At 37.4% G+C, this 25,834-nt stretch carries 23 protein-coding genes, 1 pseudogene and 1 other annotated feature; of the genes and pseudogenes, 18 read left to right on the plus strand and 6 right to left on the minus strand.

Features of this window, described 5'->3' with window-relative positions; genetic code table 11:
* Positions 1 to 12: 12 nt before the first annotated feature.
* The 7 genes from ABC382_RS02910 (at position 13) to ABC382_RS02940 (ending at position 5,516) form a co-directional block, all read left to right on the plus strand.
* Positions 13 to 1,488, plus strand: coding sequence for a methyl-accepting chemotaxis protein (locus ABC382_RS02910; RefSeq protein ID WP_322610696.1), 1,476 nt, complete (start codon positions 13 to 15; stop codon positions 1,486 to 1,488).
* Positions 1,489 to 1,564: 76 nt separating this feature from the next.
* Positions 1,565 to 1,798 carry a DUF6199 family natural product biosynthesis protein gene (locus ABC382_RS02915; protein ID WP_322610697.1) on the plus strand — a complete coding sequence of 78 codons (234 nt, stop codon included), beginning with the start codon at positions 1,565 to 1,567 and terminating at the stop codon, positions 1,796 to 1,798.
* A gap of 40 nt (positions 1,799 to 1,838) precedes the next feature.
* A complete protein-coding gene (locus ABC382_RS02920; RefSeq protein WP_322610698.1) occupies positions 1,839 to 2,312 on the plus strand; it encodes a GNAT family N-acetyltransferase in 474 nt (157 codons plus the stop codon).
* Positions 2,313 to 2,358: 46 nt separating this feature from the next.
* Entirely contained in the window at positions 2,359 to 3,012 is a 654-nt protein-coding gene (locus tag ABC382_RS02925) for a hypothetical protein (RefSeq protein WP_322610699.1), read from the plus strand.
* Between the two features lie 108 nt (positions 3,013 to 3,120).
* A complete protein-coding gene (locus ABC382_RS02930; RefSeq protein WP_412926556.1) occupies positions 3,121 to 3,870 on the plus strand; it encodes an SDR family oxidoreductase in 750 nt (249 codons plus the stop codon).
* A 91-nt stretch (positions 3,871 to 3,961) separates the two neighbouring features.
* Positions 3,962 to 4,993: a serine hydrolase domain-containing protein gene (locus tag ABC382_RS02935; protein ID WP_322610700.1), complete on the plus strand. Its 1,032-nt coding sequence runs from the start codon at positions 3,962 to 3,964 to the stop codon at positions 4,991 to 4,993.
* Positions 4,994 to 5,066: 73 nt separating this feature from the next.
* Positions 5,067 to 5,516 carry a hypothetical protein gene (locus ABC382_RS02940; protein ID WP_274793242.1) on the plus strand — a complete coding sequence of 150 codons (450 nt, stop codon included), beginning with the start codon at positions 5,067 to 5,069 and terminating at the stop codon, positions 5,514 to 5,516.
* Positions 5,517 to 5,598: 82 nt separating this feature from the next.
* Here ABC382_RS02940 and ABC382_RS02945 read toward each other — a convergent pair.
* The 4 genes and pseudogenes from ABC382_RS02945 to ABC382_RS02960 all read right to left on the minus strand — a co-directional run.
* Positions 5,599 to 5,907 (minus strand): annotated as a pseudogene (locus ABC382_RS02945) (IS5/IS1182 family transposase); the annotation flags it as partial.
* A gap of 318 nt (positions 5,908 to 6,225) precedes the next feature.
* Positions 6,226 to 6,702: a hypothetical protein gene (locus ABC382_RS02950; protein ID WP_313470936.1), complete on the minus strand. Its 477-nt coding sequence runs from the start codon at positions 6,700 to 6,702 to the stop codon at positions 6,226 to 6,228.
* On the minus strand, positions 6,684 to 7,073 hold the full coding sequence (locus ABC382_RS02955; RefSeq protein ID WP_274793240.1) for a hypothetical protein: 390 nt from the start codon (positions 7,071 to 7,073) through the stop codon (positions 6,684 to 6,686). Before ABC382_RS02955 ends, ABC382_RS02950 begins: the two co-directional genes overlap by 19 nt.
* Positions 7,030 to 8,154, minus strand: a complete 1,125-nt coding sequence (locus ABC382_RS02960; protein ID WP_322606502.1) for a hypothetical protein — start codon at positions 8,152 to 8,154, stop codon at positions 7,030 to 7,032. The genes ABC382_RS02955 and ABC382_RS02960 overlap by 44 nt, the downstream gene beginning before the upstream one ends.
* Positions 8,155 to 8,998: 844 nt before the next feature.
* On the opposite strand from ABC382_RS02960, the gene ABC382_RS02965 reads away from it, so the two are divergent.
* The 4 genes from ABC382_RS02965 (at position 8,999) to ABC382_RS02980 (ending at position 16,112) form a co-directional block, all read left to right on the plus strand.
* The gene (locus ABC382_RS02965; RefSeq protein WP_322610701.1) at positions 8,999 to 9,538 is read left to right on the plus strand and encodes a hypothetical protein; all 540 of its coding nucleotides are present in this window, start codon (positions 8,999 to 9,001) and stop codon (positions 9,536 to 9,538) included.
* An 859-nt stretch (positions 9,539 to 10,397) separates the two neighbouring features.
* Positions 10,398 to 11,219: a DUF2785 domain-containing protein gene (locus tag ABC382_RS02970; RefSeq protein WP_322610702.1), complete on the plus strand. Its 822-nt coding sequence runs from the start codon at positions 10,398 to 10,400 to the stop codon at positions 11,217 to 11,219.
* A gap of 523 nt (positions 11,220 to 11,742) precedes the next feature.
* On the plus strand, positions 11,743 to 14,448 hold the full coding sequence (gene acnA, locus ABC382_RS02975; protein ID WP_274793236.1) for an aconitate hydratase AcnA: 2,706 nt from the start codon (positions 11,743 to 11,745) through the stop codon (positions 14,446 to 14,448).
* Between the two features lie 173 nt (positions 14,449 to 14,621).
* Entirely contained in the window at positions 14,622 to 16,112 is a 1,491-nt protein-coding gene (locus ABC382_RS02980) for an S-layer homology domain-containing protein (protein WP_322610762.1), read from the plus strand.
* Between the two features lie 49 nt (positions 16,113 to 16,161).
* Here ABC382_RS02980 and ABC382_RS02985 read toward each other — a convergent pair whose 3' ends face one another.
* Entirely contained in the window at positions 16,162 to 16,746 is a 585-nt protein-coding gene (locus ABC382_RS02985; RefSeq protein WP_274793234.1) for a DJ-1/PfpI family protein, read from the minus strand.
* 141 nt (positions 16,747 to 16,887) lie between these two features.
* On the opposite strand from ABC382_RS02985, the gene ABC382_RS02990 reads away from it, so the two are divergent.
* The 6 genes from ABC382_RS02990 to ileS all read left to right on the plus strand — a co-directional run bounded on the left by ABC382_RS02990 (position 16,888) and on the right by ileS (position 23,365).
* A complete protein-coding gene (locus ABC382_RS02990) occupies positions 16,888 to 17,331 on the plus strand; it encodes an Lrp/AsnC family transcriptional regulator (protein ID WP_274793233.1) in 444 nt (147 codons plus the stop codon).
* 61 nt (positions 17,332 to 17,392) lie between these two features.
* Complete coding sequence (locus tag ABC382_RS02995; RefSeq protein ID WP_274793232.1) at positions 17,393 to 17,911, plus strand: sigma-70 family RNA polymerase sigma factor; 519 nt, start codon at positions 17,393 to 17,395, stop codon at positions 17,909 to 17,911.
* Entirely contained in the window at positions 17,904 to 18,863 is a 960-nt protein-coding gene (locus ABC382_RS03000; protein ID WP_322610763.1) for a DUF3221 domain-containing protein, read from the plus strand. The genes ABC382_RS02995 and ABC382_RS03000 overlap by 8 nt, the downstream gene beginning before the upstream one ends.
* A 104-nt stretch (positions 18,864 to 18,967) precedes the next feature.
* Entirely contained in the window at positions 18,968 to 19,615 is a 648-nt protein-coding gene (locus ABC382_RS03005) for a hypothetical protein (RefSeq protein WP_322610764.1), read from the plus strand.
* 78 nt (positions 19,616 to 19,693) lie between these two features.
* Complete coding sequence (locus ABC382_RS03010; protein WP_322610765.1) at positions 19,694 to 19,915, plus strand: hypothetical protein; 222 nt, start codon at positions 19,694 to 19,696, stop codon at positions 19,913 to 19,915.
* Between the two features lie 58 nt (positions 19,916 to 19,973).
* Positions 19,974 to 20,212: a binding site (T-box leader), on the plus strand.
* A gap of 60 nt (positions 20,213 to 20,272) precedes the next feature.
* On the plus strand, positions 20,273 to 23,365 hold the full coding sequence (ileS, locus tag ABC382_RS03015) for an isoleucine--tRNA ligase (protein WP_322610766.1): 3,093 nt from the start codon (positions 20,273 to 20,275) through the stop codon (positions 23,363 to 23,365).
* Positions 23,366 to 23,406: 41 nt separating this feature from the next.
* Here ileS and ABC382_RS03020 read toward each other — a convergent pair whose 3' ends face one another.
* Complete coding sequence (locus tag ABC382_RS03020) at positions 23,407 to 24,009, minus strand: LysE/ArgO family amino acid transporter (RefSeq protein WP_322610767.1); 603 nt, start codon at positions 24,007 to 24,009, stop codon at positions 23,407 to 23,409.
* A gap of 110 nt (positions 24,010 to 24,119) precedes the next feature.
* Here ABC382_RS03020 and ABC382_RS03025 point away from each other — a divergent pair, with 110 nt between their 5' ends.
* On the plus strand, positions 24,120 to 25,553 hold the full coding sequence (locus tag ABC382_RS03025) for an aminotransferase-like domain-containing protein (RefSeq protein ID WP_322610768.1): 1,434 nt from the start codon (positions 24,120 to 24,122) through the stop codon (positions 25,551 to 25,553).
* Positions 25,554 to 25,834: the final 281 nt, after the last annotated feature.

A 25,834-nucleotide genomic window follows, 5' to 3' on the forward strand; every position in this document is an offset into this window, starting at 1 on the left:
AGGGGGATTACAATGGAGCATAAAATTCGTTACGACACGCGAAAGGTCCACCGTGTAAATTTAGCTATTATTTCAATCTTAGCTATTTTAATTTGTGGACCTCTAATCCTATCGAAAGGCATATTATTTTTATTTGTTGGACTAGCCGTCATCACGTTGGCAGTATGTAACTATTTATTGCCAATCAAAACCTATGTCAAAGGCTTTATTTTTGGCTTAATTCCGTCTAGTGTTGTCTTTACCTTATTTTTGCTTGATAGCTTTTCATTAAACAAACATTATATTTTACTTTGTACGGTGGCTATTATTGCCCTGTATTTTAAAAAGGAATTAATCGTATTCTTTGGGATCTTAACAAACATCAGTTTTTTCATATTATATATGGTTAACTCACCATCTTTACTGGGGCCATTTGATGATATCGTTGTTTTTGTGACACTTTTGGCGATTATGAATGGAGTGATTATTGCCTTTTATTTAATTGCAAAATGGGGCAATGAGCTGATTGAACATGCAGAAATTCAGCAAAATGAGATGCAAGCATCCTACAATCAATTACAAATGACCTTTCAAGAAATTGAAAAAAGTAGTCAGGCTCTGGACGAGCATGTGACACAGTTCCAACAAACAATGCAAAGGATTTCAGGTTCAAGTAAACAAATATTAATCACCACAGAAGATATTTCTGCCAGTATCCAGCAAGAGTCATCTAGTTTACAAATGATTCATGGCACCATGGGCGATTCGGTTCACTTTGTTAATGAAACATTGACCATCTCGAAGGATACAGTGGCAAGCTCTACTCAGCTTCAGCAAGAAGTATTGGCTGGGTGGGACAAAATGCAGGATGCGATGACACAAATGAGTGTGATGAGTCACGCGATGAGCTCAACGGCGGAAACGGTAAACGAGCTTCAGCATAGTTTGCAAACAGTGGATAGCTTGTTAAAGGGCATCACACATATTGCTCAGCAGACAAATTTATTGGCACTTAATGCAGCCATTGAAGCAGCTAGAGCAGGGGAACATGGGAAAGGATTTGCCATTGTTGCAGATGAGGTGCGTAAGCTAGCAGAAGAAAGCGCCGCTATTACTGTAAGCATTACCAATGTAACGAAAACCTTGTTTGAAAAATCAACGGAGGCACATCAGCGTTCCGAAGACGGTGAAAAAGCGCTTCAGTACGGGGAACAACTGTTACGAGATGTTAGTCATTTCTTCAATGTTTTAAAGGATTCATTTACGCAAACAAATACAGATTTAACTAGAGGAATGAATGAATTAAGCAATGCCATCACACAATTCGAGTCAATTCAAAAGCAAATTGAAAAGCTAAATAAAATGACCGAGCAAAATGCAACGTCTACGGTTGACATATTGCATTCTGTGGAAGAAGAAAATCAGCTATTAGTGACGATGACAGATTCAACAAACCGCATTCAGACGTTAAGTGAGACGTTAAAGTCATTAGTCATAGCTAAGGCTTGATCGAATTATTGAAATTGAAATAAATGGTAGGGTAAAATAATAATAGGATTAAACATCCTAGATGGAGGGTATAGAGTTGTTTTTCATCAGTATTGTTTTATCCATACCGGTATATGGCTACTGTATATGGAGTTTGTATGATCCAGAGGAAAGCTTTTTATTTTTTGAGCGCTGGCGCTACAAAGAGACGCCAGAGGTTTCCGAATTGCAAATTAAATTAATACGCATTGGTAGTGTGTTTGGTATGGTGATTGTCACCATTTATTTAATTGTGGTAGCGGTGCAAACGTTCGCCCCTTCAGAACCATAGCCAAAATATCATGTAAGAATTGAAAATAAGGAGGTTTTCTATGAATATTCGTAGCTTACAAAGTTCAGATTACTATACTTTATCCCCGTTAATTAATGACTGGTGGGGCGGAAGGAATATGTCAGATAAACTACCTAAATTATTTTTCGATCATTTTACGAATACGAGCCTCATTATGGAAAAGGATGGCGAAATTATTGGTTTTCTAGTCGGCTTTTTATCGCAATCCAACTCAAATGAAGCGTTTATCCACTTTGTTGGAGTCCATCCTGATTACAGAAAACAGAATATTGCCAAAAGACTGTTTGATGTTTTCTTTCATGTGGTAAAGCAATATCATCGAAATATTGTCAAATGTGTAACGTCTCCTATTAATGAAGTGTCCATTGCCTTCCATACTAATATGGGGTTTAGAATGGAAAAAGGTGACAAGACAGTGGATGCTATCTCCATTCATAGTAATTATGGCGGTGAAAATCAAGACCGTGTGTTGTTTTATAAGATCCTACCGTAATTAACTTTACAGAATTTGCATATAGTCCCGAATAAGGGGGCTATAGATGTTTATTAATAGAATATTTTCTTTATGGTTTCTACTTGCATTTATTGTTTGTAGTGCATTTGTTTTGTTAGCAAATGCACCTATTCAATATGTTGAAAAATCAACTATTACTATGTCACGAACTAGTAATAATGAATTATTAAGTTATATTCAACAATATCATTTTTTAATTAGTGATATTTTTAATGCCCTTCGTAAAGAATCTTTTAGCTTTCAATTAGACTATGGTGTTCTGCCCAACGGAAAGATTGAACTGCTAGTGTCCTTACCGGAAGAGATGGACATAGTGGCGAAGAAGAAAATGGAGGAGATTATGTTAAATTGTATCCAGAAAAATGATTTAAATCCAATCTCTTTTCAGCTGACATTGAAGGACCTTTATGAACCGGCAGCAACAGAATCGACTCGACTTAGCTATAATGACGTTATGGCTAATCTATTTGAAACGATGATTGATCAAAACTATGGTGACTTTAGTGTCGAGCACAGCATTACCTCAGAATCTATTCAAGTAATGATTAATTTAACGGAAGATAAAAATGCAGGGATGCAAAAGAAAGCTCAACAGTTAGCGGAAGATATAATTCGACAGCATCGATTTGATGTACAGGCATTTCAAATTGAAGTACAAAATAAGATTGCTATTCATTAGCAATTAGTCGAGCACTTATTTTCAAAGGCTGAGCAGACCATTGTGGTTTTGCTCCTTTTTTTGCTTAAACGTGATGGTTAAATAATTCTTAAAAAATGGAGGGGAAATATGAGTAAAAACAAAATTGCAGTCATTACAGGTGCGAGCCATCCACGAGATATTGGAACAGCCATTTGTAGAAGGTTAGCTGCTGATGGTGTACATATTTTTTTCACGCACTGGCATGCTGATCATAATTGGATTGGTGAATTTAAAGATGAACTTCTCAGTATGGGGATCATGTGTGAAGAAATGACAATTGGTTTATCAGAGACCCAAGCAGCACAAACGATTCTTCAGACGGTCGAAGAAAAACTAGGCGTCCCTTCCATTTTAATTAATAATGCAGCCCATTCCACACAGGATGGCTATGTACAGTTAGATGCCCAGACGCTTGACCAACATTACGCTGTAAATATGCGATCAACATTTCTTCTTTGTGTTGAATTTGCTCGTCTTTTTCAAAAAGCCCATTTCACGTCTGGTCGAATTATAAATATGACATCAGGACAAGAGTTAGGTCCTATGGTTGGAGAGCTAGCCTATGCAGCAACAAAAGGAGCCATATCAGCTTTCACACGAACATTAGCGCAAGAGTTAGCTCCAATAGGAATTACGGTCAATGCAGTGAATCCAGGGCCAACCGACTCGACGTGGATGAATGATGAAATTAGAAAGTACCTGTTACCAAAGTTTCCGATGGGACGTATTGGATCGCCTGAAGATGTCGCAAGAGTAATTAGTTTTCTTGCGAGTGAGGAAGCTCAATGGATGACAGGACAAATCATCCATTCAGAAGGAGGCTTTCTACGAGGGTAGACGAGAGAATTGAACAAGATGAGCGAGCCCTTGCAAAAGATGTATAAAAGGCATATAGAAATCTTGCGAACTACAAAAGGAGGAGTTTTCAGTGTTAGCTCAATCATTTGATCATGTGAAAAAATCAGTAGAAAATACTTTTCAAACACTTCATTGTACAGGAGCAGCTCTCGTTTTATTCCATAATAATGAATTACAAGTCGAGCAATATTGGGGGAAGCATTCAAATCAAGAAAATGCACGTTCTATCCAAGCAGATACCAAATTTCATCTTGCCTCATGCCGTAAAAGCTATATTGCGTTTGCGGTTGCCTATGCCATCTATCATGGGTATATTCAGTCATTGGATGATGAGATATCTTTGTATTTATTACCCGACAGCCAAAAGGATGTATACAATGGTATTACGATACGCCATTTAGTAACGCATTCACATGGTCTTGAATATATAGATGGGGAGGATGTTCAGACGTTTGCTCCCGGTACGAGCTGGGCTTATCGGGGTAGAAATATAGAGTTACTATCCGACATTGTAAAATTCTCTACAAAGCGAACGATTGCTGATATTGTCAATGAAGAGGTATTCAAACCTTTACATTTTTCCGAAACGAATTGGTATCATACATTTGATGACACCTTTGTTGAAGTGATTCGGCAACCGAATGACCGTTTTTGGTCAGCTTCTTCAAATTTGGATGGCAGTCAAATGAATATGTATGCCTCCGCAAGAGAATTCGCAAAATGGGGGTTACTTCACCTAAATGAAGGGAAGTTGAATGGCAAACAAATGATTCCTTCGGATATTTTAAAATTAGCCACAACGATACATAGTCCTGCATTCTCCAATCCTGACCTTCCAGAAAACGGCTTCTTCTGGTATGTAAAAGGGTCGATGGCCAAGCGTTCAGAAATAGGAGCACTTGTACCAAATGGAGCATTTCAAATTTTGGGATACACTACCGTCACACTGCTTGTCATTCCAAGTGAAAAAATCGTGGCAGTTAGGGCTTTTAATAGTTTTGGCTCTCCAGAGGGGTATGATTACTTGGCAGATGTTCGCAGTTTTGGAGATTCTATTATGGTAGATTTAAATAATAATATCCAAAAAACCTCGAGGCTGTAGATTTACAATGCCTCTTCACTTACAATAAATGTGTGGTAATATTAAACAATAATGGTAAGTTAGGGGAAAGTACTTGAAATTCAAATTATTATTTTCTTTTTTGCTAATATTGATCGTATTAGCAGGATGCACAAGCGAAAAAAAGTTTACTGTAGATGATGTAAAAAAAGTAAAGCTAGAATTACTAGAAAAGGAAACCCTTCAAGAAGGAATATCCTATACTATCCAATTGGTGAATGGCAGTGATTATACTATAAAGCAAAATAATGTGTATGTTTCTTTTCCTATTAAACACGGTGAAAGTGGCTATAAAGGGAATGAATATCATGTTGAAGCGACTGGAAATAAATTAAATATTCAACCAGGAGAAAAAATTACATTGACTGTTTTTATGCCATTTGAAGGCTTGGGTGATAAAACTTTGTTTGGTATAGATCATCCTGAAATTAAATTAAGAGGCTATATGGAAACCGTTGATGATGAACATCTATTTACTACTGGAGGATCCTTAATGAAGGATTGAAGCTGTTTCAGGCCATAAAATTTAGGGGTAGATAGCTTTTTCAGATAGTACAATAAAAGACTGAGAAATAGCCTTAAACTTATTGGCTCTTGGTTGTCACTGCGAGATGCCCTTTAAAGCCAAACCAAAACGTATTTTTGCCGTCACTGTTCTTTTTGATGCCCCAATTTGGTTCGATTGGCGCATCTTGCCACAGTGTCTTCAGTGGAGTATCGAGTTGATGCATGATTTCTTTTTCATAAGTCGACTGATTGGCTTTGATTTCTGCTTGTTTCGTAAGCCAATCCTCCCATTCTTCTTTTGATTTTCGTTCACGTTTTTGTGGTGATGCAGGTACTTTTTTCTTTGAAGGTTTCGCCGCATCGCGTGATTCGAAATTTGTGGCAGCGATGTTACAGCTCAGAAATGGATTAAGGGTAGTTGTTTTTTAAAAATCTTTACCGAAGACTCTGAGGGAAATAATAATAGTGGTGGGATAGCCAAATACGATTTCAGTTTGGGGCGATGCTAAAGAAGCTATCCCGAAACTAATAGATAAAGGGATTTAATATCAATGACAACGATTGAAGGTAAATTTTAAAGTGGGAAATGATCAAAAAACCCCAGTTTAATACTGGGGAAGTGCTGGTTCGCCAGGTTTATAATTCTATAGGATATGAGAGCATTTTAATTGAGGGGTGGATAAAAACGGTTATTCAACACAACTGAATTATTTTAAAGGGATTCCAAGTCCTAAGGCAGAAGCAATAGTTACAAGAGAGGTAATAACACCAAGTATTGCAGTTAATTTCTCTAATGGTTTTTTAGCTTTCTCTTTATCTCCATTGTTTATGTGCGTTTGAAGTAGTTCAAAATGCGCTTCTGCAATTTCACGTTGTTCACCTGATAGGCGTTGAATATCTTCGTGAAGTTGTTTTAACGCACCGCTAATATCATCAGATCGGCTAGAGATCCCTTGATTCAGTGTACCGTTGTTTTCAATCGTGATATTACCTTTATTTTCTCCAAAAGTTAAACCACCATATTTACTAGATTCACCCATATAACCATCTCCTAAAATAATAGTTACTTGCCCGAGTTTCGATACTGTATCTAATAATTGACCAGAATTTTCTTTTTCTAAAATATCTATAATTTCTCTTAAACTCTCAGGTTTATTTTGTTTACTTAACCCCACATTAGCCATTTTGTTATTATTTTTTTTTTGGAAAAACTTTGTTTGAAATCTTCACTTAATTTAATGATTGGAATTGCGTTTAAAGGATCAAAACAATTTTCGGCCCCACAATACTTACAAGTAAGTGAATCCATATTTTCCAATTCATATTTATTGGCAGTTAAAATACTTCTACTACATTCCTCACAGTGGAATTCTAATTCTATAACGAGCGCTTCTTGTTTTTCTAATTCAGATAATTTCTCAATAACTACTCCAAGAGGTAAGCCAGTTATTTCTGCAATATAACTATGGTAAAATTTATCAACTTTACTTATAGCAATTGCCTCGAGTGCATTATCTATTTTTTGAGAAATTTCCCATGGTTTTAAATTGCTCACAACTTTTACCTCGCAGAATCAATTTTTCTCTAATATAATCCAATACATGTTCAGACGCAAATACATTGAACTTAAATGTCTTTGTAGTTACGCCAATTCGAATAGAATATTCTTGTACCACTCCACCAACACTATATTCAAATAGTATTGATCCTTTTTGTTTGGATAGATAAGGCTCTAAATAATTATACAATGGTAAGCCTCTTAACTCTCTAATGCTACCTAATCCAATTGTTTCGAGACCACTTAAAAGTAACAAAGAAAAAGGTGTTGTTTCTAAAATGCTGGTAATATCTTCGCTATTTAAGTTTTGCTCAAGAGCTGATAATTCACCATTAGTATAGTATTCATCAATTGCAGAAAGTATTCTCACAATGGATTTACCTTGTGTTTCTTCAAATGAATTTACTATTCCTGCTGGTCTTCCTGTAGCATCAATAAGCCTTCCTTGAAGAACATCAGCTAAAGGCTCAAGAGTTCCGCCATACTTCTGTAAGAAATCATACTGTTTGAATTCATATTCTTCATCTACAATTTTAGCTAATCCAGCAATAATTTTCTTTGCAACAGCTGAACTTGCTCGTACTTCTATTATTCCCTTAACTTCATCAATATAAACTGTAGTAATTTCATGTTTAATGTATTCTCTACGGTTGGTTAAAAAGTAATCTACATTAACCCCTGTTCTATGAATAAACCTTAAATAATATGCTTGTGAACCTTCGATTTCAGAAGCAGCTATAATAGTAGGTTCAATGGGAACATTTTCGCTATTTGGTGTAATTACTGTTTCGAAAGGGTTGAATGGCATTTTATTAATAATACTTTGTTTAAGTCCAGTTAAACCAGTTGGATTTGTAGTTCGATACCAAACTAAAGAAACGGGCCCAGTAAAAATATTATTACTAATCGTTGTAAGAACATCTCCTTCAATAAGTTCAAAAGCGTCCCATACTCTACTTGCTAATTCATTTACATTACCTGTCGCTTCTAAAGTCATATCACTACAAACCTCTTTAAGTAGAGTTTTGGTCAATTTATTCAAGTCTTGGGGGAAAATTAAAGATTTTATTGTATTCATTTAACACCCTCCAGAATTATATTCTTTATTCGATGAATGTATACCGGATATATTAATTAATATTATATGTTTTGAATACCCAAAAAATTACAAAATAGTATTAATAGAAAGGAGTGGTATGACTTGGAACGTGTATATGCCAAAATGAATAAAAATTATATAATGTGGAACTTTCACAAAAAGACGAAATGACTTGAGCGTCAAGATTATCTAAGCAATTGGGGATATTTAGATAAGTAAGCAGGTTGAAAAGAAATCATTCTAGAACAATAAAAAGACACTCATTTTTGAAAAAAATGAGTGACTTTCTTCTATAATATTTAAAAATTTCGCGTGGGTATAAAGGGAAGCGTTGAATTAACTTCAATACATTAATTGAAAATCAGATCATGATTTTTCCTAATATTAAAGAATCTGTGTAATTCTGAGTTTACAAACCTTTGTTTAGTAATGATTAACACCTGAAGCTGTTAACCGTAAACACTATATAATTTGATTTAATGATTCTTCCTAATCAGGATCATGGTATTGGGTGCAGATGTTTATTATATTCGACGACGGTGGGACTAAATTTTGTTCAGTCTTTTTTCTTCTACATTTTTGTGGATTGCTTAGCTTATATACATTTCATATGTTTAAAAAATGTCATCCCTGATTTTTAGTAGTGAGCCACAAATAATCATTCTACAAAAAATGAATAGGAGGGTTCATTTGAACAATAAATTTCCTCGAAAAATACATATCATTGGCTCTAATGGTGGAGTATCCAAAAGGTTGCTTCTTTTTATTTTGTAAATTTGGTATAATTACCAATAAATACAATAATGTTCCACGGGAGAAAATGATGAAAATTAATAAATTTGCACTGATATGGTCCTGTTGCATAATTTTATCTGGATGCACAACGACCTTAACTCAAACAGATGAAACCTCTTCTCAAGAAGAGTCGAAAGTAATTAAAAGTGAGCCAGCTGAATCTGGTACCATTCAAAACTTTAAAGAGGAAAAGGTAAATCAAAACGAGAATAAAATTGAAGTAATTCGTGGTCATTTGATTGATGAACAAATTGGAATTACTCATGCCCGTCTAATTGATGAACAGATAGCATCCTCTATTGGTGAAAGTAAATCATACTTTGATAACAAAGGGGATTCAAAGGTAAAAATTTACATTCTAAATACTGGTACGGAAAGCTTTCAATTTAGTATTAGAAATGTAAATGATACAAAGAAAATAGTGACCGGAGTATTAAATACGAATGAGACTTATGAAGTTGTAATAAATGATTTACCAGAGGGCTCTTACATAATATCTTATGTGGTTGTAGAAGAAAATCCACCAGCAGATATTGCTTTATCAGTGAAGGTCGATTTAGTTGGATAAGAGTAGGTGAAACAGATGGAACAGAAGAGACAAATGTTAAAGCAGATTATCATTTATAGTATTAAAGAATTTAATGATGATATAGATAGAATTCAAATAAGAAAAGTTGCTTTTGACTTTCCAATTATAAAGTAGATTAGCCAAGTCCTTAGGTAAACTGTGGCAAGGAAATTATTTTAGCATTGATTTTTGTAGTTTCTCCTATAATAATTTATACTCTCTAAAACTTTTCATCAGCGAAGGAATGCGCATATGTTTTCAAGAGGGTAGATGTAGTCATTACAAGAATTTTGTAGGGAAATCAGTATAGCTATGCCCAGGTGGAATTGGCACGGACTGCTGAAAGGAACAATTTAAAGAGGACTATGCTACGTATATTTGGTTGTTGAGAGAGCTTGCTAAAGATGCTTGAATACCTGTTGTGTTGGATGGGGCAGGTAACCGCATCAAGTCACATCGCTGGATTACTGATAATTTAAAGGGTACTACACATAGAGATCCTTATGATTATTTAGCAAGCATAGAGATTACCGAGGCGCAATTCAAGTTGGATATGCAGATTCCGCGATGGATAAAAATATCATACCAGTTGTTACAAAGTAGAATGAAACAAAATGAGCCAAAAAGTAGTTAAAAATATCGAAGCTGTTTAAATATGGGAATTTCATTATCTGTTCGCTTATAATTAAATAAGTAAAACGGATGTTTTATTATAAAGGAGAAAAGACTTTATTAAAGATCAATAAAGTGTATGTCTCTGATTCTATCTATACCTTATAGTCAGGGAAGAAGTGGTACGGAATTCAGTAGAAAGCCTTGAAAAAGTTAGTTCAGAAAATTTCTAGTAGGAGCGTGTAAAATGGATTTAAAAGAAAAGTTGATATTAATAAAAGAGAATGGGTACCAAGCACCTCCCGATAGATTCCAGTTGATACTTGAAATGATAAATAACATCGGTTCTTTGGATGCCCAATTACGTGATGAGTTAATTTATACAACCTTATCACATTGGATTCCTGATAATTCTCTAACAGCAAACGAACTAGAACAAATTCTACCGATTGTTTTGGATAAAAACCATTTGCTTTTTAAGCTTGGTGAAACAAATACAGACTCTGTCTTCACTCGATCTTTCTCCATGCTAGTCATACCGCTCCTCTTCATGAGGCATAGAGAATCACCATTTCTCTCAAGAGAGCAAATTCATCAGATAAAAGAGAAAGTATTTTACAACGTACAAGAAGAGCGAGATTACCGTGGGTATGACGAAGAAAAAGGCTGGGCTCATGCCATAGCCCATGCAGCAGATGCTTTAGAAGATTTGGCACAATGTTCCGAACTGGATAAAAATGACCTCTTAACTATCCTCGATTTGGTTTACGAAAAGATGACCATAACAGATCGAATTTACTCCGATGGGGAAGATGAGAGAATGGTAAAATCCATAATTAGTGTTTTAAATAGAAAAATACTTAGTCAGACTTATTTAGAGCAATGGATTCAAAGTTTTGGTGATGTGGAGAAAAATTCAGAATTCCTCCCTGCCTTTAAGCAAAAAAATAATATAAAGAACTTTTTGAAAAGTTTATACTTTCGAGTTAAATTTTACAAAGTGGATGCCGTTCTCTGCTCGACTATCGAGGATACATTATATAAAGTAGAAAAAGTATACTATTCCTAATTTAAAAAGTGTCGAATTAAAAAAGAATATCTTCATAATGTATTTACTCTCTTGGTAGTTATTTGTAATAATAAAATATAGTAGAATGTTGTTTGTATATTAAAAAATAAAAATGCCTCAGATTGTGCCAAAGAAATACTATTAATTTTAAAGGAATTATTGTTCTTTCCTTATAAAATAGTACTGTCCAAACCTTCTTTATCAACATTTTACGAACTGGGGCACCATTAAAAAAAGTTACAGGTGCCCTAGCAAGTGCCCCAAAAAGTACCCCAGTTAAAAACATTTAGATAGCTTCGTTAGATAGGTATAAAAACCCTCATTAATTCAAACCCTTGATATTATGCACATCAAAAAATTAAAAACATCAGGATAGAAACCAAGGTCATAAGTTATGCTTATCAAAAAAGATAATATTAATGTAATTTACTTATGAATATAAATGCGCTATCATGGGTATTGGAGAAAAGATGCTACACATTTTTAAAGCCTTTTCAAAAAGATAAATTAGGGGGATCCGCAAATGGCACAAGGTAATTTACACAATAGCCGTGCATCATTCGAAGTGAATGGTAAAACTTACAATTACTATGACTTAGCTGCGATTGAAAAAGCTGGCGTTGCAAAAGTTTCAAACCTTCCTTACTCAATCAAAGTATTATTAGAATCTGTTTTACGTCAATATGATGCGTATGTAATTAAAGAAGAGCACGTAAACGAATTAGCAAAATGGGGCAATGGTGCTGATCCAGAAGCTGAAGTACCATTCAAACCTTCTCGCGTTGTATTACAAGACTTTACTGGTGTACCAGTAGTTGTTGACCTTGCATCTCTTCGTTCTGCAATGAAAGAAATGGGTGGAGACCCAAGCAAAATCAACCCTGCTATTCCAGTTGACCTTGTAATTGACCACTCTGTACAAGTTGACAAATATGGTAATGCATCTGCATTACAAGCAAACATGGACCTTGAATTCGAACGTAACGCTGAGCGTTATAACTTCTTAAAATGGGCTCAAACTGCTTACAATAACTTCCGTGCTGTACCACCAGCAACAGGTATCGTTCACCAAGTAAACTTAGAGTACTTAGCTCCAGTTGTACACGTTAACGAAAATGCTGATGGCACATTCGAAACATTCCCAGATTCAGTAGTTGGTACTGACTCTCATACAACAATGATCAACGGTATCGGCGTTCTTGGATGGGGTGTAGGTGGTATTGAAGCTGAAGCAGGTATGCTTGGTCAACCTTCATACTTCCCAATTCCAGAAGTTATCGGTGTTAAATTAGTTGGCGATCTTCCAAACGGAACAACTGCTACTGACTTAGCATTAAAAGTAACACAAGTATTACGTCAACGTGGCGTAGTTGGTAAATTCGTTGAGTTCTTCGGACCTGGCGTATCTAAATTACCACTAGCTGACCGTGCGACAATCTCTAACATGGCTCCTGAATATGGTGCTACATGTGGTTACTTCGCAATTGACGAAGAATCATTAAACTACATGCGTTTAACTGGTCGTGACGAAGAGCACATCGCGGTTGTTGAAGCTTACTTAAAAGCAAACCACATGTTCTTCGATCCAACATTAGAGCCAGTTTACACTGACGTATTAGAAGTAAACTTAGCTGAAATCGAACCAAACCTTTCTGGTCCAAAACGTCCACAAGACTTAATTCCACTATCTCAAATGCGTTCTCGTTACAAAGAAGCAGTAGTGGCACCACAAGGTACACAAGGTTTCGGTTTAACAGAAGATGAATTCGCAAAAACTTCTGTAGCGAAATTCGCTGAAGGCGATGTAGAAATTCCAACAGGTGCTGTTGCAATTGCTGCTATCACTTCTTGTACAAATACATCTAACCCATACGTATTAATTGCTGCGGGCTTAGTAGCGAAAAAAGCTGTAGAAAAAGGTCTAACAGTGCCTAAATGGGTAAAAACTTCTTTAGCACCAGGTTCTAAAGTTGTAACTGGTTACCTTGAAGATTCAGGTTTACAAACATACCTTGACCAAATCGGTTTCAACACTGTAGGTTACGGTTGTACAACATGTATCGGTAACTCAGGTCCATTATTACCTGAAATCGAAGATGCAATTAAAGCAAATGACTTATTCGTAACTTCAGTTCTTTCTGGTAACCGTAACTTTGAAGGTCGTGTACACCCACTTGTAAAAGCTAACTACTTAGCTTCTCCACCACTTGTTGTTGCTTATGCACTTGCTGGTACAGTGGATATCGATCTACAAAAAGATTCATTCGGTAAAGACAAAGATGGTAACGAAGTATTCTTCGCTGATATCTGGCCATCAACTGAAGAAGTTAACGCAGTATTAGGTACTGTTGTTAACCGTGAATTATTCCAAAAAGAATACGAAACTGTATTCACAGCGAACGAAAAATGGAATGCAATTGAAACATCAACTGAGTCTCTATACACATTTGATGAAAAATCAACTTACATCCAAAACCCACCATTCTTCCAAGGTCTTGCAAAAGAGCCAGAAGCTATTAAAGGCTTAGACGGCTTACGCATTATGGCGAAGTTCGGTGACTCAATCACAACTGACCATATTTCTCCAGCTGGTGCAATCGGTAAAGATACACCTGCAGGTAAATATTTAATTGAAAACGGTGTTGCAATCCGTGACTTCAACTCTTACGGTTCTCGTCGTGGTAACCACGAAGTAATGATGCGTGGTACATTTGCAAACATCCGTATCCGTAACCAAGTTGCTCCTGGTACAGAGGGTGGATTCACTACTTACTGGCCAACAGGCGAAGTAGAGTACATCTATGACGCATGTATGAAATACCAAGAGCAAGGTACTGGCTTAGTAGTACTTGCTGGTAACGACTATGGTATGGGTTCTTCTCGTGACTGGGCTGCGAAAGGTACATTCCTACTTGGCGTGAAAACTGTTATCGCACAATCTTACGAGCGTATCCACCGTTCTAACTTAGTAATGATGGGTGTTCTTCCACTTCAATTCATGCCAGGTGAATCTGCTGATACACTAGGCTTAACTGGTAAAGAAGAAATCTCTGTTAACATTACTGACAACGTAAAACCACGTGAAATCTTAACAGTAACTGCTAAATCTGAAGACGGCACAGTTAAAACTTTCCAAGCTTTAGCTCGTTTCGATTCAGAAGTAGAAGTAGACTACTACCGTCACGGTGGTATCCTACAAATGGTTCTTCGCGCAAAAGCTGCTGAGTAATCATCAACTTAAAAAACCGATCTCTTAGGAGGTCGGTTTTTTTATATGATAATGAATTGGATAAATGTAAATATTCCTAATTTATTTTCCAAGTATCCTAGCATTTTCCTAACTATTTATATAGAATTAGAATGTAAACCTTTTTACAATTACATAAATGGGGGATGATGATTATGACAAAGAGAAAACATAAACTTTACACAGCGGCCACAACAGCAATAGCCATTACAGCTTTAGCAGTAGTACCAGTTTCGGCTGCTAGTGCATTTTCAGATGTAAGCAAAGATTATGCACATTTTAACAGTATTTTAACACTACATGAAGCAGGCATTATTAATGGTTTTCCAGATGGCACATTTAAGCCATCACTAGACGTAACACGTGGACAAGCGGCTAAGATGATTGCAGGTGCTTTTGATCTTGCAACAAATTTAGAGAGTGCTGAAAATCCGAAATTTAAGGATGTAGACGCAACTAGCCCATATTACAACGCAATTGTCACATTAGTTAATCTTGGCGTAGTACAAGGTTATGAGGATGATACATTCCGCCCAGATGAAACGATTACACGTGGTCAAATGGCAGTAATGGTGGCACAGGCAACAGGCTTAACAGCTAAAGGAGAAAGTCCATTTACAGATGTACCACAAGATAGCCCATTTGCAGAAGCCGTAACGGCATTATATGAGGCAGGTATTGCAAAAGGCGTTACTGCAACGGAATTTGGTGTAGATAAAAATGTGACTCGTGGTCAGTTAGCGACATTTATTGTGAACGCATTAGACTTACCGGTAGATACAATGCCTATACCAGATGAAAAAGATGAGCAGCCTCAAGAGGAACAGGTGACTGAAGAACAGCCTACTACAACAAAGGATAGTGCTGCACTTGAGGAATTATTTACCAAAACATTAGCTAAGCAAAAAGAGCTAAAAAGCATGAAGGCTACTATGACCATTTCACAGTCAGTAGAAGCTAACGATGGTAAGGAAACCATGAAAATGGATTCTAAAGGCAATATGAACATGGAAATTGTTACAGAGCCAATGCAGTTCTTTGCGGATGGAACAATGTCCCTAACAGATCCAACAAGTGGTGAAGCAATTAATTTACCAATTAAAATGTACATGACAGCTAAAGATGGTATGTATATGTATGAGGCAGACCAACAAGCTTGGGTAAAATTCCCGAAACAACTATTTGATGATGTACTTAGTCAAACAGGCATGCAGCCAGATGCAGCGGAGCAATTAGAGATGCTGCAATCATTTGCTGAAGACTTCACTTTAAATGAAACAGCAAGCCGCTACGAATTAACACTAAAAGGTTCAGGTGAAAAATTCACAGAGCAAGTAAAGCAACAGCTTGGTGTAATGGATTTAGGCATGGACGCTGATTTAGAGGGACAATTAGGCAATATGTCTTTTGACAATCTCACATACAAATTATTGATTAATAAAGAAACATTTGATGTAGAAGAAATTGCGATGGATATGACGTTAAGTATGAAAGTAGAAGGTAATTCGATAAAAACAACACAGCAAACAACGATCAAATACCATGATTTCAATGCTGTAACAACGATTACCATTCCAAAAGAAGTGCTAGAAAGTGCAAAAGAAATAGATCTTAGCACAACAGAAACAGCACCTATAGGCAAATAATAAAAACGCTTAAAAAAGTAGGCTTAGTGCAAGCCTACTTTTTCTATGTTTAGCGAAAGCCCATTAAGTCTTTTACTTTCATTGTATTTTCGCTAGACGTTAGGGTTTCTAGTAAGCGGAAGGCAACATCAAAGGCCGTTCCTGGATTTGATGAGGTGATTAAATGATCTGTTTGTACAATGCGCTCATTAACAATGGTTGCACCGAAGTTTTCCAGTTGTGCTAAACGTTTACTCGTTGGGTGATTATAGGTCGTTGCTTGACGATGTTGGAGTATACCACAATTTCCTAATATAAGAGACGCAACACAGATCGTTGCAATCGGTTTTTTACGTTCGTCAAAATGCCGTACAACCGTTTGAAATTCCTCACTAAAGGCATCCTCATAAAAGCCCGCTTCCTCAAAGCCACCAGGGATTGCTAATGCATCAAAATCCTCTAATGTAATTTCGTGGAGCAATTTTTCAGGAGTCACTTTAAAATTCCATGTGCATTGCAGCTGTTCATGCAAACCGACAGTCACAACCTCAGTTGTGCCATCACCTTCCCATTTATTCCAGCCAAGGACATCTGTAAAAACACTTGCTTCTACCGCTTCAAAGCCATTTGCTAATAGTAATAAGATTTTTTTCATGTTATTAATCCTCCTTTTATAGCTTCTATTGTAATCAATAGGACGGACTGATAACAGAAGTTGTATAATGTATTTTAGCCATATGGCTTTATTTGAAAAGGTATTATGTGAAAAAAAGTTGATTATGAAAGGTGAAGTCTGATGGATCAAATTGATACACAAATTTTAAAGCAGTTACAGCACAATGCAAAAATTTCGATGAAGGAGTTAGCGACCACTGTCCATTTATCTTCACCAGCTGTTATTGAACGTGTCAAAAAGCTGGAGGAACAAGGGGTAATCGAAGGGTATCATGCAAAAGTAAACATCAAAAAAATGGAGCGCACTATTCAGGCGATTATTTTATTTAAATCTATTGATTGTAAAAGTCTCTCTGCATTTTGTAATGCCCATCCCGATGTTCTTGAATGTTATCGAGTGGCAGGAGAAATTAGCTATATCGTCAAGCTAGCAACCTATTCAGTAGAAACATTAGAGGAATTCATAGATGCGGCTATGCCTTATGGTACTCCCTCTACCAATATCGTATTATCTTCAATGGAAAAAAAGGTGATTACACCATTTACTGACAACAATTTTGAATAAATGACAAAAAAAGCAAACCTTAAAGACATGAGCACCGTTTAAAGGGTAGAGAGGGGGAAACATGTTGCTAATTCATGAACTGGAAAAAATAATGGAACAGCATACAGAGAGACTTATCCGTCTTGCCTTTTACTATGTAAGAGATTTACAAAGTGCAGAAGATATCGTTCAGGATGTCTTTATAAAGTTCTACGATAATCAGCAGAACTATGAGGAACGTGGTGAGCTTAAGGCTTATTTATCGAAATTAGTTAGTAACCGAAGTAAAGATTATTTACGAAGTTGGACTTATCGGAGAATCCAAGTACAACAAAAAATTGCTGCCAAGCAGACGATCACAAGAAGGGATATGCTTGTCCGGCAAGATGAACAAACTTTGATTGAAAATGCAATCCTAGCTCTCCCATTCAAGCAGCGTGAGGTCATTATTCATTTTTATTTTGAAGAATTGTCTGTAGTCGACATTGCGCAGCTGATAAATATTCCTGAAAGTACAGTAAAAACAAGGCTACGTCGAGGGCGAGAGTTACTAAAGCTACAACTACAGCATGTTGAATGGGAGGTGCTTCTGCATGAGTAAAGTGGATATTCGTGTCGTACGGGATTTATCAGAAAGCAAAAAGCGTGTGATGGCAAATGTCATTCAGCATTTAGAACAACGTCCTGTTAAAAAATATTCTAGACGCTGGCAATATGGGCTTTTGGCCATGATTTTGAGCGTCTGTATAGGATTGTTTGTATATTTGCAATACAATGATCATCAAAAACAAACCTCTATGATCCCACCAGTATTGGATGAACGAATTTTAGAACTTCACTTACAGAAGGATGCTTATATGAATAGAAAAAATCGACTCTATAGGGCAAGCTTTGATAGTTTTTTATATCTTGAATCGACTTTTGCATATGCGCAATCAAAGAAGTTAATCCCCTCACAGGAGCAAGTAGATAAAGAGTTAGAACTGCTTATGGAGGGATTTAGCAATGAAACTCAGCCAACGATGAATGAACGATTACAAATGCTGCAAATTACAAAAGAAGATTTTTCTTCCAAATATGCAAAGCCAATCGCTTATAAAATGGCTACAGTTAACTTATTAATGGAGGCAAGCAGAGTCGAATATGAAAATACAAGTGATCCAATCCGGATGTGGTTCGTTGAACAAAAAGCTATGAACTATTTAAAGCAGCACTATCATAAAGACGTTGCTTCTTTACAAGGAAAATATAGAATCCCAGAGAAGGAAAGTCAAATGATGTGGAAAAGAAGTGGAACAGTCTTAGCGATCAAGGAACATGAATTTTTAGTTGTCTCAGGTGTCATGGATAGCGAGATTGGTCAATTATCTGCAGATGAATTAGTGAAAAAGCATAGCAATGGTACATGGTTCCCTCTAGCGAATGTCCCAAAAACATTATCAGTTGGCGATCGAGTTCAAGTACAATATAGTCAGGCGATTGGGAATGATGGCTCTCAACCAATCATCGATTTTAAAGATATCGTGGGGCTGAGAATAGTGGAGGAATATTAATAAAAAAGGCTAGACAATCAAAAACTTTAGAATGTCTAGCCTTTTCTTTCGATTTGGATTCCGTTACAATGGTTGTAATATTTTCCTTAAATGGAGGTGTTGGGTTGTTATTTGCTATAGTAGATTTTACAACAGCCTTTTTCCTAAGCTTACCTCTTCTACTAATTTATTTTAAGAGTAGGTCGCAGCAAGAGACTCCTTGGCGTTGGTCGTTTCCTCTATGGTTATTCAATTACCTGAGTATTCGATATTTTGTTTCAGATGGAGAGCTATTTTGGGTTGTCCTTTGCTGGCAGATATTATTTTTATGGCCAATTAGTCTAGTAATATATCTTCATTTATACAAAAAGGAAAAGAATTGGTCGTTTTACATAGGTTTGAAGAAAAAGCATGTTGTTTTTGTGGCAGTATTAATGGCGCTATTTGCGAGCTCTCTCGTGTATTCACTTTTTCTGGCAAATCAACAGGTAGTTGCTTTTCACCAGCAGTTAATGCAAGAGCTCGAGGCCAGCCCGGATCGTCAGCTTTATTTGATAAACAATACGATTGCACCTTCCACACTGCTCGATGTAGCTGATCATATAGCTGAGGTTCGAAAGGGACAGGTTTATGCATCTACTTTGCCTTGGCGAAGCAAGGTTGTTGTGCATCAGGATAATTGGCAAAAGGAATTTACATATGTTCGTTTTTATAATGGTTGGAGGCTAGATGGGCTATACCAAGAAAGTAATTGGGAGAATCAAAAAGATTAAGTAAGGGGAGTCAATCAGTTGCTACAATACGTTTGAAGGAAGATGAGTTAAAGAATAAATTAATGGCTTTTTTTTGCGATGCTGGAGCAAGGATTAGAGCAAGATGAGGTAATTCAATTAGTGCAGAAAATGCCATCAACATTATCTACATTAAAGAGTGAATTAGCTGAAGAGCATTACAGAAACGCAGTATTCAATTACAAAACATTACTAAGAAGCTTTTTTATCCAAACATATAATCAATCAAAATATGCGACCCTTCATCAACAAATCGCCACTTGTCTTAACGAGTTATCATAGGCGAAACATGATTGACAAACATTGGCTAATTTGATACGATGACATGCAATAAAAGCATACAAATTCGTTGATGAGAAAGAGTAGTGTTTCATTTAGTTCTACAGAGAGCCGGCAGTTGGTGGAAGTCGGTGTGCAGATGTTACATGAAAATCCTCTCTGAGAAGGTTAGCTGAAGAAAGTAAGCTAACCCGGGTGTCTACCGTTAAAAAGAACACGTATGATTGTACGTTGCTGAGTGCTATTGACCATTGTGTTAATAGAATTAGGGTGGTATTCGCGGTTAACCCCGTCCCTTTTCTTGGGACGGGGTTTTTTGTATGCCTTTTATACAAATTTGATTGTATAGGAGGAACTAATATGCAGGTAGAACAAAAGAAAGAAACAACGGTTGAACGAGAAACACGGATTCGAGCTTTGTGGGAACAAGAGGATACCTTTGAAAAATCCGTAACCAATCGCGCTGGACAGCAGCCATTTGTATTTTACGAAGGACCACCGACAGCAAATGGTTTACCACACGTCGGCCATGCATTTGGCAGAACAATTAAAGATGTTGTAGCTCGCTATAAAACAATGCAAGGTTTTTTCGTTGAACGAAAAGCAGGCTGGGATACACATGGATTGCCTGTGGAGTTAGGGGTAGAAAAGACATTAGGCATCTCTGGAAAACAAGAGATTGAAAATTACGGGGTAGAGCGTTTTATCCAAGCATGTAAAAATAGCGTTTTTACTTACGAACAGAAGTGGCGATCCTTTACAGAACAGCTAGGTTACTGGCTCGATATGGATGATCCTTATCTTACACTAAGTAATGATTACATCGAGTCCGTCTGGCATATTTTAAGTCATGTTCACAAGGAAAATCGTTTATATAAAGGGCATCGGGTGTCACCATATTGCCCTAGCTGTCAAACGTCCTTAAGCTCTCATGAAGTGGCACAGGGCTACAAGGATATCAAAGATTTATCTGTGACAGCCATGTTTAAGCGACAGGATCACGACGAATATTTTTTAGGCTGGACGACGACACCGTGGACTTTACCTGCCAATGTTGCTTTGGCAATGAATCCTGCACTTAAATATGTACGTGTAAAGCATGCAAATAACATATACATCCTGGCTAAATCACTTGTAACAAAGGTATTTTCAGAGCCTGTAGAAATAGTAAGTGAGCATGATGGGCATGAGTTTGCGGGTGTTTCCTATCACCCACCATTTTCTTATGTAAAGGTCGATAAAGGGCATGTTGTTGTCATGGCAGATTATGTGACAGAGCACAGTGGTACAGGGATTGTGCATATCGCACCTGCCTATGGCGAGGACGATTATAAAACAGTTCAGCACCATGGTTTATCCTTTATTAATGTAGTGGACTTGAAAGGGTGCTATACAGATGAAGTACCAGAGCTTGTCGGGCGATTCGTGAAAGATTGTGATGTCGATATTATAAAAATGCTTGCAAAAAAAGAGCTGTTATTTGCAAAAGAAAAATATGAGCATAGCTATCCACATTGCTGGCGCTGTGATTCACCATTGTTGTATTACGCAACAGATAGCTGGTTTATCAAGATGTCATCCTTAAAGGAGCAGCTTTTACAAAATAATCAACAAGTGACATGGTATCCAGGTCATATTAAGGATGGTCGATTTGGCAACTTCCTAGAAAATTTAGTGGATTGGAACATCAGCCGAAACCGCTACTGGGGGACACCGCTCAATGTATGGGTTTGTCAGGGTTGCGGTCATGAGGAGGCTCCAAACAGTATCGCAGCATTAATAAAATTAGCCAAAGGGGCTGTTGATGAGCAAATAGAGCTTCATAAACCATTTATCGATGACATTGTCTGCACTTGTCCTCATTGTCAGGGAGACATGAAGCGTACACCTGAAGTAATTGATGTTTGGTTTGATAGTGGCTCGATGCCATTTGCGCAGCAGCACTATCCTTTTGAAGATGTGGCGACTTTTCACAATCAATTTCCAGCAGATGTCGTCATTGAAGGGATCGACCAAACACGAGGTTTTTTCTATAGTTTATTAGCCGTATCGACCTTGTTTACAGGGAAGCCACCTTATAAAAATGTCCTATCGTTAGGGCATGTGTTAGATGAGCATGGGCAGAAGATGTCTAAAAGTAAAGGCAATGCTTTAGAACCAGTTGAATTAATCGAGCAGTATGGAGCGGATGCTTTACGCTGGGCCTTTCTAGTAGACAGCTCCCCTTGGAATCCGAAGCGTTTTTCCAAGAAAATTGTAATGGATGCGAAATCAAAGCTAGTAGATACACTTGATCATACGTTTAAATTTTATGAAATGTATGCCACAATCGATGGGTTTACGTATGATGCCTCAAATACTGGTACACGGTCACATTTAGATCATTGGATTTTGTCTCGCTTACATCACACTATCCAAGTTGTGACAGCTGCCATGGATGATTACCAATTTACGCAGGCGACTAGGGAAATTGCCCAATTGGTGGAGGAGTTAAGCAATTGGTATATTCGCCGTTCTCGCGCCAGATTTTGGGCAAATGGGCTGACTGTAGATAAACGAGGAGCATTTAGTACACTTTACGAGCTTCTAACATCTATTTGTCAATTACTAGCTCCGTTTACTCCATTTATAGCAGAAGATATTTACCGACAATTATGTGGGAAAAGTGTCCATCTTGAAAACTATCCAATATGTAACGAGCAGCTAATGGATGTGAGGCTAGAACAAGAAATGGCAATGGTGTTAACAATAGTGGAACTAGGACGCAGTATACGCAATAGCCAGGGGATGAAGGTTAAGCAACCTTTAAGTGAACTCATTGTTGCAGTAAATGGTGAGTTGGCAGATTACCAAGTCTATAATGAGCTCATTCAAGATGAGTTAAATATCAAGTTCTGTAGATGGACGCATGACTTTTCAGCCTATGAACGTGTCTATTATAAGCTGAACTTTAAAACAGCAGGAGCTGCATTTGGTTCAAAGGTGAATCAGGTAAAAGACTATCTAACGACATTAACAAATGAAGAGAAAAATAAGTTACAGCAACAAGGGGCATTAGATATCGTAATTGAAGATCAACAGCTTACATTGCTGTCAACGCATGTGGTCGCAGAATCCGTCGTGAAGGAGCATTATATAAAAGCAGAGGATAGCACTTGCCGAGTCTTGCTCAATGTACAACTAACGGAGAGCTTATTACAAGAGGGGCAAATGCGAGAATTAATCCGTACAATTCAAGACGCACGTAAAAAATGGCAGCTACCAGTGGAGCAATATGTGTCGATTGCCTTTAATGGGAGTTCGGAAGTCTTATCTATCATCCAGCAGCACGAAACTTTATTACAAGCAAATGTGTTGGTCAAAGCTCTGCATTATGGTGTGGAATGGCACGAAGAAACATCGATAGATACAGCACTGTTTAATGAAAAGCTTACAATTTTTGTTGCGTTATAAGAAAAATGCTCAGGTTACCGCCTGAGCATTTTCTATGTATGCTACAGGAAGCCACTTGCAAGATAACAGGCTGTTGCCCATATAAAGATGGCAGAGCATTTATTAAATAATCGCATTAGTTTTCCAGAGCGATCCAGTTTTTTGAACGAGGCTCCCGTCAAAGTAAGTCCGAAAAACCACAGCCAGGAAATTAAGACACAGGCGAGGGTAAAAATGATTTGCTCTGTACCACTATATTTTAATGCGCTCGTCCCAATAACACCGATTGTATCTAATATCGCATGTGGATTGAGGAGCGACACAGAGAGTGCAAAGAATATTTGTTTTTTTACAGGCAGTGCTTCGCTATTAGTGGTAGATGACGGATTTGAACGCCAAATACTATAGCCCATATAAAGTAAGAACACGATACCAACCGTCATTAACGTAATTCGTAACCACTCAAATTGTAGCACAATTAATGATAAACCGAATACCGCTAGTAAAATCAACATTGTATCACAGATAGCTGCTGTCACACTTGCAGGCAATGCTTTGAATACATTTGGTTGTGTAGCACCTTGCGAAAAAACAAAAACATTTTGTACACCTAATGGCAATATAAGACCAAATGCTAAAATGATACCATGAAGAAAAGCTTCCAACGACAATCCCTCCTTTCACTCTTCATTTTAGTTATGGTATAACTAAAAGAAAACGACCAATTGGATGGTTTTTTAGCCACCCAATTTTCTAGAATGGAAGGGGATGAATCATGAGCTGGCAGCCAAATAGACAAAGTGACTCCACGTTACAGCAACAAATTGTTCACTGGGTAATCGCTCAAGTGGAACGAGGGGACTGGGTGGCAGGGACAAAACTTCCTACCCAACGACAATTGGCTATGCAGTTTGAAGTAAATCGAAGTACAGTTCAACAGGCTTTGGAGGAATTAAAAGCTATGGGCATTCTTGAGGCAAAGATAGGCTCTGGTGTTTATGTTACTGACAATTCCTGGCATGCATTACTTCAGCAAACACAGCCGAATTGGCAAACCTATATCGAAACAAGTATTCATAAGCCAAATTACCACACCATCCAATTAATAAATGAATACGAGCAGCGTGATGATGTCATTCGATTAGGAACAGGAGAGCTTGCTCCTGACTTGTTACCAACTGAGGAAATGGAATCTTCACTTAGGGAACTATCTTTTCAGCCGAAAAGCTTAGGTTATTCTTCGCCACAGGGCAATGATCAACTTCGTGCAGCAATCTGTCACTATGTTAAAAAAAGAGGAATCGAGGCTGAGCCCCAAAATGTCTGTATTGTTTCGGGTGCGCTGCAGGCATTGCAATTAATTGCTGTTGGTTTATTAGAACAAGGGTCGATCGTATTTCAGGAACAAACTTCCTATCTAAACTCTATCCATCCATTTCAATCGGTCGGCATGCAGATGATTGGCGTTCACCGTGATAATCAACTTGCCCAAACATTAGCTCAAAAGAAACGAAAAAAACAAGCCGTCTTTTACGCTATTCCTACTTTACATAATCCAACTGGACATGTTTGGACAGCACAGGAAAAAAAGCTACTGTATGAAGCCTGTCAAGCATCGCGAATTCCGATAATCGAGGACGATGTCTACCATGATTTACTTTTTGAAGCTACATCTTCACCAATTAAAGCAATGGATCGAAGCGGGCAAGTCCTTTATATGGGGAGCGTCTCTAAAACCTTAAGTCCTGGGCTCCGCATCGGCTGGCTAATCGGCCCAACAACCGTTATCGAACGATTAGCAGACATTAAAATGCAAACAGACTATGGCTCAAGTGCCATCTCACAAGAAATTGTTCTGCATTGGCTGCAATCAGGAAAATATGATAAGCATATCGTAGGTTTACGCCAGCAATTACAAGATCGAGCCGATTTTACAGAACGTATTTTGCATGAAAAATTTAAGAATATCGCAAGTTGGGATAAACCAAAGGGAGGCTTCTATATTTGGCTCAAGTTTCATGAGCCTCTTGTAGATAAAGAGTTTTTTCTAAAGTTATTGCAACAACAAGTATTAATTAACCCAGGCTATATTTATGATCCTCAAGACCATCACCATATTCGATTATCCTACGCCTATGCATCCTATGAGGAATTACAGGATGGCCTACAAATCTTGCATGACTGTGTCGTCGACGCTATGGAAAAGTGAGATATTGAGTGAAATCGATATTATTTTAGGGGGATTTGCTCCAATTAGGGTGCAAGGTGATCCAAAAAGCAGGAGAACCGCTCCAAAATCGATAGAAAGCGCTCCAAAAAACGGGGAAACCGCTCCAACTAGGATGCAAGGTGATCCAAAAAGCGAGAGAACCGCTCCAAATAGAGCGCAAGGTGATCCAAAAAGCGAGAGAACCGCTCCAAAATCGATAGAAAGCGCTCCAAAAAACGGGGAAACCGCTCCAAATAGGATGCAAGGTGATCCAAAAAGCG

This window comes from Lysinibacillus phoenicis (genome assembly GCF_047238325.1).
Lineage (GTDB): Bacteria > Bacillota > Bacilli > Bacillales_A > Planococcaceae > Lysinibacillus > Lysinibacillus irui.

Coding starts and splice junctions, on each gene's coding strand:
- ABC382_RS02910 (WP_322610696.1), top strand. CDS start 13: ATGGAGCATAAAATTCGTTACGACACGCGAAAGGTCCACCGTGTAAAT.
- ABC382_RS02920 (WP_322610698.1), top strand. CDS start 1,839: ATGAATATTCGTAGCTTACAAAGTTCAGATTACTATACTTTATCCCCG.
- ABC382_RS02925 (WP_322610699.1), top strand. CDS start 2,359: ATGTTTATTAATAGAATATTTTCTTTATGGTTTCTACTTGCATTTATT.
- ABC382_RS02930 (WP_412926556.1), top strand. CDS start 3,121: ATGAGTAAAAACAAAATTGCAGTCATTACAGGTGCGAGCCATCCACGA.
- ABC382_RS02950 (WP_313470936.1), bottom strand. CDS start 6,702: ATGGCTAATGTGGGGTTAAGTAAACAAAATAAACCTGAGAGTTTAAGA.
- ABC382_RS02960 (WP_322606502.1), bottom strand. CDS start 8,154: ATGAATACAATAAAATCTTTAATTTTCCCCCAAGACTTGAATAAATTG.
- ABC382_RS02965 (WP_322610701.1), top strand. CDS start 8,999: ATGAAAATTAATAAATTTGCACTGATATGGTCCTGTTGCATAATTTTA.
- ABC382_RS02970 (WP_322610702.1), top strand. CDS start 10,398: ATGGATTTAAAAGAAAAGTTGATATTAATAAAAGAGAATGGGTACCAA.
- acnA (WP_274793236.1), top strand. CDS start 11,743: ATGGCACAAGGTAATTTACACAATAGCCGTGCATCATTCGAAGTGAAT.
- ABC382_RS02980 (WP_322610762.1), top strand. CDS start 14,622: ATGACAAAGAGAAAACATAAACTTTACACAGCGGCCACAACAGCAATA.
- ABC382_RS02985 (WP_274793234.1), bottom strand. CDS start 16,746: ATGAAAAAAATCTTATTACTATTAGCAAATGGCTTTGAAGCGGTAGAA.
- ABC382_RS02990 (WP_274793233.1), top strand. CDS start 16,888: ATGGATCAAATTGATACACAAATTTTAAAGCAGTTACAGCACAATGCA.
- ABC382_RS02995 (WP_274793232.1), top strand. CDS start 17,393: ATGTTGCTAATTCATGAACTGGAAAAAATAATGGAACAGCATACAGAG.
- ABC382_RS03000 (WP_322610763.1), top strand. CDS start 17,904: ATGAGTAAAGTGGATATTCGTGTCGTACGGGATTTATCAGAAAGCAAA.
- ABC382_RS03010 (WP_322610765.1), top strand. CDS start 19,694: ATGCTGGAGCAAGGATTAGAGCAAGATGAGGTAATTCAATTAGTGCAG.
- ileS (WP_322610766.1), top strand. CDS start 20,273: ATGCAGGTAGAACAAAAGAAAGAAACAACGGTTGAACGAGAAACACGG.
- ABC382_RS03025 (WP_322610768.1), top strand. CDS start 24,120: ATGAGCTGGCAGCCAAATAGACAAAGTGACTCCACGTTACAGCAACAA.